Annotated in this window: 4 protein-coding genes and 1 pseudogene; 2 read left to right on the top strand and 3 right to left on the bottom strand. The window is 72.1% G+C overall.

All coding sequences use genetic code 11. The annotated features are described in order from the left end of the window. Both ACPCK6_RS15425 and ACPCK6_RS15420 read right to left on the bottom strand, forming a co-directional pair. Nucleotides 1-256: pseudogene (locus ACPCK6_RS15425) on the bottom strand (hypothetical protein); the annotation flags it as partial. A 263-nt stretch (nucleotides 257-519) separates the two neighbouring features. After that, complete coding sequence (locus ACPCK6_RS15420; protein WP_423481442.1) at nucleotides 520-1,995, bottom strand: aminopeptidase P family protein; 1,476 nt, start codon at nucleotides 1,993-1,995, stop codon at nucleotides 520-522. Between the two features lie 113 nt (nucleotides 1,996-2,108). On the opposite strand from ACPCK6_RS15420, the gene asnB reads away from it, so the two are divergent. Further along, entirely contained in the window at nucleotides 2,109-4,070 is a 1,962-nt protein-coding gene (asnB, locus tag ACPCK6_RS15415; protein ID WP_135241123.1) for an asparagine synthase (glutamine-hydrolyzing), read from the top strand. A 60-nt stretch (nucleotides 4,071-4,130) separates the two neighbouring features. Here asnB and ACPCK6_RS15410 read toward each other — a convergent pair whose 3' ends face one another. Beyond that, on the bottom strand, nucleotides 4,131-5,267 hold the full coding sequence (locus tag ACPCK6_RS15410; protein WP_423481444.1) for a lytic polysaccharide monooxygenase auxiliary activity family 9 protein: 1,137 nt from the start codon (nucleotides 5,265-5,267) through the stop codon (nucleotides 4,131-4,133). 328 nt (nucleotides 5,268-5,595) lie between these two features. Here ACPCK6_RS15410 and ACPCK6_RS15405 point away from each other — a divergent pair, with 328 nt between their 5' ends. Next, nucleotides 5,596-6,525 carry a carbohydrate kinase family protein gene (locus ACPCK6_RS15405; protein WP_396882871.1) on the top strand — a complete coding sequence of 310 codons (930 nt, stop codon included), beginning with the start codon at nucleotides 5,596-5,598 and terminating at the stop codon, nucleotides 6,523-6,525. The last annotated feature ends 40 nt before the right edge of the window (nucleotides 6,526-6,565 follow it).

Here is a 6,565-nt window from a genome sequence, read left to right as displayed (position 1 = left end):
GCCCGTCCTCGCCCTTCTCGCCGCCCTCGGCGCGGGAGTCGTCGGCGGCGTTCTGCGGCGCGGCGGCGTGGTTCTCCGCCACCGGTTCGGTGCCGGACTTGTCGTCGCGGGCGGCGAGCCCGCCGAGTGCCGCCAGCCCGACGACGCCGGTCAGCCCGGCCACGCCGGTGGCGACCCAGAGCGCCCGCCGCTTGCTCGTCCGCGGCGGGGGCGCCATCGGAGCGCCGCCGTCGGGTGTCGTTACGTCGTTCGACATGAGAGCCCTTTCGGTTCTTCCCAAACGGGTCGCACCGCCCCAGGCCGGGCGACCAGCTACAAACCGGTTGTAGCCTCTGATCAGCACCGTATGAGAAGGTTCCTCGCGAGGAAGACTTATCCGAAAAAAGCCCGCATTCCTCCCACGAACGGCGGTCGGTGACCAACCCCGTCAGGGGGACCGCAACGGCCCAGACGGCGGCGGGCCCCACCACCCGCCGTCGAGGCGCGGTGATGGGGCCCGAAGGTTCGCGGCCGCGGGGATCAGCCGGGCAGGCGGGGGCCCGCCTCACGCTGCTCGGCCAGCCAGGTCTCCACCTCGTCGGAGGCGCGCGGCAGCCCGGCCGACAAGTTCACCGGGCCGTCGGCGGTGACCAGGATGTCGTCCTCGATCCGCACGCCGATGCCCCGCAGCTCCTCCGGGACCAGCTCGTCCTCCGGCTGGAAGTAGAGCCCCGGCTCGACGGTGAGCACGTACCCCTCGCCGAGCGGCCCCTCGCGGTAGGTCTCCTTGCGCGCGTTGGCGCAGTCGTGCACGTCGATGCCGAGCATGTGGCTGGTGCCGTGCAGCGTCCACCGCCGGTAGACCGTGGAGGCCGGGTCCATCGCCTCGTCCACGCTCACCGGCAGCAGCCCGAGATCCTTCAGCGCCTCGGCAAGCACCCGCATCGAGGCCAGGTGCACGTCCCGGAACGCCACGCCCGGGCGGCACATCTCGATGCCGGCCTGCTGCGCGGCGTACACCGCGTCGTAGACCTGACGCTGCAACGGCGTGAACCGGCCGTCGACCGGCAGCACCCGGGTCACGTCGGCGGTGTAGAGGTTGCGGTTCTCCACGCCCATGTCCATCAGCAGCAGCTCACCCGGACGGGTGGCGCCGTGGTTGTGCACCCAGTGCAGGATCGTGGCGTGCTCGCCGGCCCCGACGATCGAGCCGTAGCCGACGTCGTTGCCGTCGTGCCGGGCGCGCAGCGCGAAGACCCCCTCCAGCAGCCGCTCGGAGACCCGGCGGTCGGCCGGCAGCGCCCGCGCCACGTCCTCGAAGCCGCGCACCGTGGCGTCGCACGCCTCCTGGAGCTGCGCGATCTCCCACTCGTCCTTGACCAGCTTCAGCTCGGCGATCGCGATCGCCAGCTCCCGGTCACGGCCGGGCTGCCCCTCGGCGCGCGCGCCGTCGTACTGACGCACCGCCGCGTCCACCCGCGCGTCGAAACCGCGGAGCACCCGGGTACGCCCCGGCGCCAGGTCGGCCAGCGCCGCGTCCAGCTCGCTCAGGTCGGCGGTCGGCAGGCCCAGCTCGGTCGACTTCTCCCGCAGCGTCGGCCGGCGGCCCACCCACAGCTCACCGTGGCGGCTGCGGAAGAACTCGTCGGTCACCCGCGACGACCGGGGCCGCATGAACAGCGTGGCCTCGCCGCCCGGCCGCAGCACGAGGACGCTGTCCGGCTCCAGGTCGCCGGTCAGGTACGCGAAGTCGCTGCCCGGCCGGAAGCGGTGCTCGGTGTCGTTGGCGCGTACCTTCTCGTTGCCCGTGGGGATGACCAGCGTCTCGCCCGGGAAGGCCTCGGCCAGCGCGGCCCGCCGCTTGGCGTGGTTGGGCACCTCCGCGCGCGGAGTGACAGGCAGTTCGGTGTCCCGCCAGCCCTGCCGCATGAACGACAGGAACGCCTCGGGGAAATCCGGGTCGTGCGACTCCGTGCCGTCCGCCGCCTTGCCCTGCCGGGTCCGCTCCTCGGCCATGATCCGCCCCTCCCTGAGCCTCGTCGCTGGTCCCGACGGTACCGCGCGCACGACAGCGGGAGGTGCCTGCGGTGCCGCGACGGTGGCTTCCGGCGCGTGGAAAGATGGCGGCCATGTGCGGACTCCTGGCCTTCTTCAGCGCGCGCGGCGACGCCGCCGCCCACCGCGACCACATCGCCGGCGCACTGGAGTGCCTGCACCACCGTGGCCCGGACGAGACAGGGGTCGAGGTGGTCGGCGACGCCTCCGGCCGGTACGCGGACGGCGTGTTCGCGCACAAGCGCCTGGCGATCATCGACGTGGCGCTGAGCCACGAGCCCCTGCCGTACGCGGGCGGGCGGTACCTGCTCACCTTCAACGGCGAGATCTACAACTACATCGAGCTGCGCGAGGAGCTGATCCGCGACTACGGCGCCCAGTTCGCCACGAACGGCGACGGCGAGGTGATCGTCGCCGGCTACCACTACTGGGGTGAGCAGGTGCTCACCAAGCTGCGCGGCATGTTCGCGTTCGTGATCTGGGACCGGCAGGAGCGGCGGGCCTTCGGCGCGCGGGACTACTTCGGCATCAAGCCGCTGCACTACCTGGAGACCCAGGACGGCCTCTACCTCGCCTCGGAGAAGAAGGCGCTGCTGCCGTTCGCGCACTCGGCGTACCAGGGCGACGCGGGTATCGACACCGCGAACCTGAGCCACTACCTGACGCTGCAGTACGTGCCCGAGCCGGGCACCCTGCACAAGGGGATCAGCCGGATCGGCTCGGGGGAGTACCTGACCTGGACCCCTGGTGGCCGGATCGAGGTGCGCCGCTGGTACCGCCCGGTGTTCCGGCCGGCCCCGGTCTCCGACGAGCAGCGGCTCTACCACGACATCCGGGAGACGCTGCGCGAGAGCGTCCGGATGCACATGCGCTCGGACGTGCCGGTCGGCTCGTTCCTGTCCAGCGGCATCGACTCCACCGCGGTGGTGGCGCTGGCCCGCGAGTTCAACCCGAACATCCTCACCTTCACCGTCGGCTACGACGTGCCCGGCTACTCCGAGATCGACGTGGCCCAGGACTCGGCCCGGCACCTCGACGTGACCACGATCCCGACCAAGATCGGGCCGCAGGACATGATCGACGCGCTGCCGAAGATCGTCTGGCACCTGGACGACCCGGTCGCCGACCCGGCGCTGGTGCCGCTGTACTTCGTGGCGAAGAAGGCCGCCGAGCACGTCACGGTGGTGCTCTCCGGTGAGGGCGCGGACGAGTTCTTCGGCGGCTACACGATCTACCGGGAGCCGCTGTCGCTCAACGCGGTCAACAGCCTGCCCGACGGCGTGCAGAAGGGCCTGCGCGCGGTGTCCAAGGCGATCCCGCAGGGCGTCAAGGGCAAGAGCTTCCTGGAGCGCGGCACCACCCCGATCGAGGAGCGCTACTACGGCAACGCCCGGATGTTCACCGAGGAGGAGAAGCAGCACCTGCTGCGCCGCTACGACCCCTCGGTGCGCTACACGGACGTGACCGCGCCGATCTACGCCGAGTGCACCGAACTGGACGACGTCACCAAGATGCAGTACGTCGACCTGTACACCTGGCTGCGCGGCGACATCCTGGTCAAGGCCGACCGGATCTCGATGGCGCACTCGCTGGAGGTGCGGGTGCCGTTCCTGGACCGGGAGGTGTTCAACGTCGCCGCCGGCATCCCGGTCGACCTGAAGCTGCCGCCGCGCTCCGAGGCCACCAAGTACGCGATGCGCCAGGCGCTGCAGGGCGTCGTGCCGCCGGCCATCGTGAACCGCAAGAAGCTGGGCTTCCCGACCCCGACCCGGGTCTGGCTGCGCGGCGAGATGTACGAGTGGGCGCGGCACGTGCTGTCCACCTCGGGCGCGGGTGACCTGATCGACCTGTCGTACGCGATGCGCCTGCTGGAGGAGCACAAGCGGGAGGAGGCGGACCACTCCCGCAAGGTGTGGACCGTGCTGATCTTCTGCATCTGGCACGCCATCTTCGTGGCCAAGACGCTCGACCCGGGCATCCAGCGCAACCAGTCCGCGCTGCTCACCAAGCCGGTCGTCGGCAGCATGGTCCGCTGACCCGAGCGTGACGAGGAAGGGCCCCCGGGGTGTTCCCCGGGGGCCCTTCCCGTTACGGGGTCACCTGCCGGTGCAGGTGACTGTCGGCAGGGTGTTGGTGCCGGAGACGTTCGCGGTGAAGCCGAACGTGGTGGTGCCCTCCGGCGGGACGCTGCCGTTGTAGGCGGCGTTGGAGACGCTCACCGACGCCCCGCTGCCGCTCAACGTGCCGTTCCACACCTGGTTGATGGTCTGGCCGCTGGGCCAGGTCCAGTTCGCGGTCCACCCGGAGTAGGTCCGGGTGCTGTGGTTCATGATCATCACTTCGCCCTGGAAGCCGCCGTTCCAGGCACTGACCACCTTGTACACCGCCATGCAGGCGCCGGACGGCATGGTCGGGCTGGTCGTCACCGGCGGAGGTGAGGTAGGCGGCGCGGTCGTCGGGGGCGCGGTCGTCGGCGGCGCGGTGGTCGGCGGCGCGGTCGTCGGGGGGTTGCTGCCGCCCGAGCCGATCCCGGTCACCTCGCCGTTGCCGCCGTCGAACGTCACGTCCGAGCAGCCGAAGAAGTTCTCCTGGCTGTCCGAGCGGACCCAGCGCGAGTAGATGATGTGCCGGCCGCTCTTGTTGGACGGCAGGTTGCCGGTGAAGTAGTAGTGACCGTCGTTGGTGCCGACCGCGCCGCGCTGCGGCGGGTTGGTCACCTGCAGGAACGGTTGCTCCTCCAGGTCGCTCCAGGCCAGCGGCCGGTTCGGGCTCCAGCTGTCCTTCGTTACGTAGAAGTAGAACGTGCCCGGGTGGTGGGCCCAGTTGCTGTACCGGAACTCCATCGACCGGCCCGCCGTCAGGTGGGTGATCGGCCAGTCGTTGCGCGCCGCGTCGTACCCGCTGAAGCCGGGGTTGCCGCCGCTGCACAGCTTGCCGTCGGGGATGAACCCGACGGTCCGCCCGCCGGCGTCGGAGCGCAGCACGCTGAACCAGTTGTACAGCGAGTTCGCCCCGTTCGCGGCCACCGCCGACGAGCAGGCGGGGTTGTTCGGCCGGATCTCACCGGTTCCGGTGAGGCCGTCCTTCCAGCACAGGTAGGTGCGGGCGCCCGGCGTCATGGCCGCGCCGTGCGCGGCCGCCGGTCCGGAGTTGGTGGCCAGGGCGAACGCGCCCAGGGCCAGGGTGGCGGCCGCGGTGAGCAACGCGGCCGTACGGGATCGGTGCACGGGGATCTCCTGACTCGCGGAGCGTGGCCCGGTCCGGCCCGCCCCGCTGCGACGAGCGGATGCGACGATCGCGGTGCCCGCGCCCGGTCGGCGTGCGGCCGGGGCCGTCTGCGGGCGCGCACCGCTTGCGGTCCGTTGCCACGGACCGTGGATGCCCTCGCGTCGGATCGACCCGGCGGCCGGCGACGCGGCAGCCCCCCACGTCGTTACCCGGCATCGCCATCCCACCACGTCCGCACGCCGCCCGCAATAGGCGGTTCTCGATGCCCGGGTCGCGGCGCGCGGTGGCACCGGTATACGACAGGATCGGGGGAGGACGACGAGGGGAGCCAGGATGGGGTACGCGGTGGTGCTCGGCGAGGCGCTGGTGGACCTGCTCGACGCCGAGCACGACGGAGAACCCGTCTACCGGCAGGCGATCGGCGGCGGTCCACTGAACGTGGCGGTGGCGATCGCCCGGCTCGGCGGAGACGCGCGGTTCGTCGGGTCGCTCGGCGACGACGCGCTGGCCGGACGGATCCGCGCGTTCCTCACCGGCGCCGGTGTGGACGTGCGCGGGACGGTGACGGTGCCGGCGCCGACAGCGCTGGCCGTGGCCACGTTCGCCGGTGCGGAGCCGGACTTCCGCTTCTACGGCGAGCCCCGCTCGTACGCGCTGCTCGGCCCGGACGACCTGGACGTGGCGCTGGTCGAGGGCGCGGACGTGCTCTACTGCGGCTCGATCGTGCTGCTCGACCCGCCGGTGCTGGCCGCCGCCCGGCGCGCCTGGTCGATCGCGGGCGCGCTGCGGGTGTTCGACCCGAACGTACGGCCCCGGCTGCTCACCGCACCGGGCGCGCTGGACGGGCTGCGGGCGGTGGTCGCCGAGTTCGCCGCCGCCGCGCACCTGGTCAAGCTCAGCAGCGCCGACGCGCGGCTGCTCTACCCGGACGAGCCGGTCGCGGGCGTCGCCGCGTACCTGCGGGAACTGGGCGCGGGCACGGTCGTGGTCACGCTCGGCGCGGACGGCGCCCTGGTCGCCGCCGGCGACGACGTGGTACGGGTACCCGCGCCGAAGGTGGACGCGGTGGACGCCACCGGTGCGGGCGACTCGGTGATGGGCGCGCTGGTGGCCGACCTGCTGGCCGCCGGTGAGCCGGCCGACCCGGCCGGGTGGCGGGAGCGGGTCGCGTTCGCGCTGCGGGTGGCGGCGGTGGTGTGCGAGTCACCGGGCGGCGCCACCGCCATGCCCACCCGCACCGCTGTCGAAGCCCGCTTCGCGTGAAAGGAAGGGCCCCTTCTTCACGCCTCCGGTAGAGGAAGGG

It is taken from the genome of Micromonospora sp. AB353, assembly GCF_049538395.1.
Classification (GTDB): Bacteria; Actinomycetota; Actinomycetes; order Mycobacteriales; family Micromonosporaceae; genus Micromonospora; species Micromonospora aurantiaca.
This window is presented reverse-complemented; position numbering and strand designations above follow the sequence as displayed.

Bases quoted from the DNA above. Each gene is read 5' to 3' on its own strand.
- ACPCK6_RS15420 (WP_423481442.1), bottom strand. From the start codon at position 1,995: ATGGCCGAGGAGCGGACCCGGCAGGGCAAGGCGGCGGACGGCACGGAG.
- asnB (WP_135241123.1), top strand. From the start codon at position 2,109: ATGTGCGGACTCCTGGCCTTCTTCAGCGCGCGCGGCGACGCCGCCGCC.
- ACPCK6_RS15405 (WP_396882871.1), top strand. From the start codon at position 5,596: ATGGGGTACGCGGTGGTGCTCGGCGAGGCGCTGGTGGACCTGCTCGAC.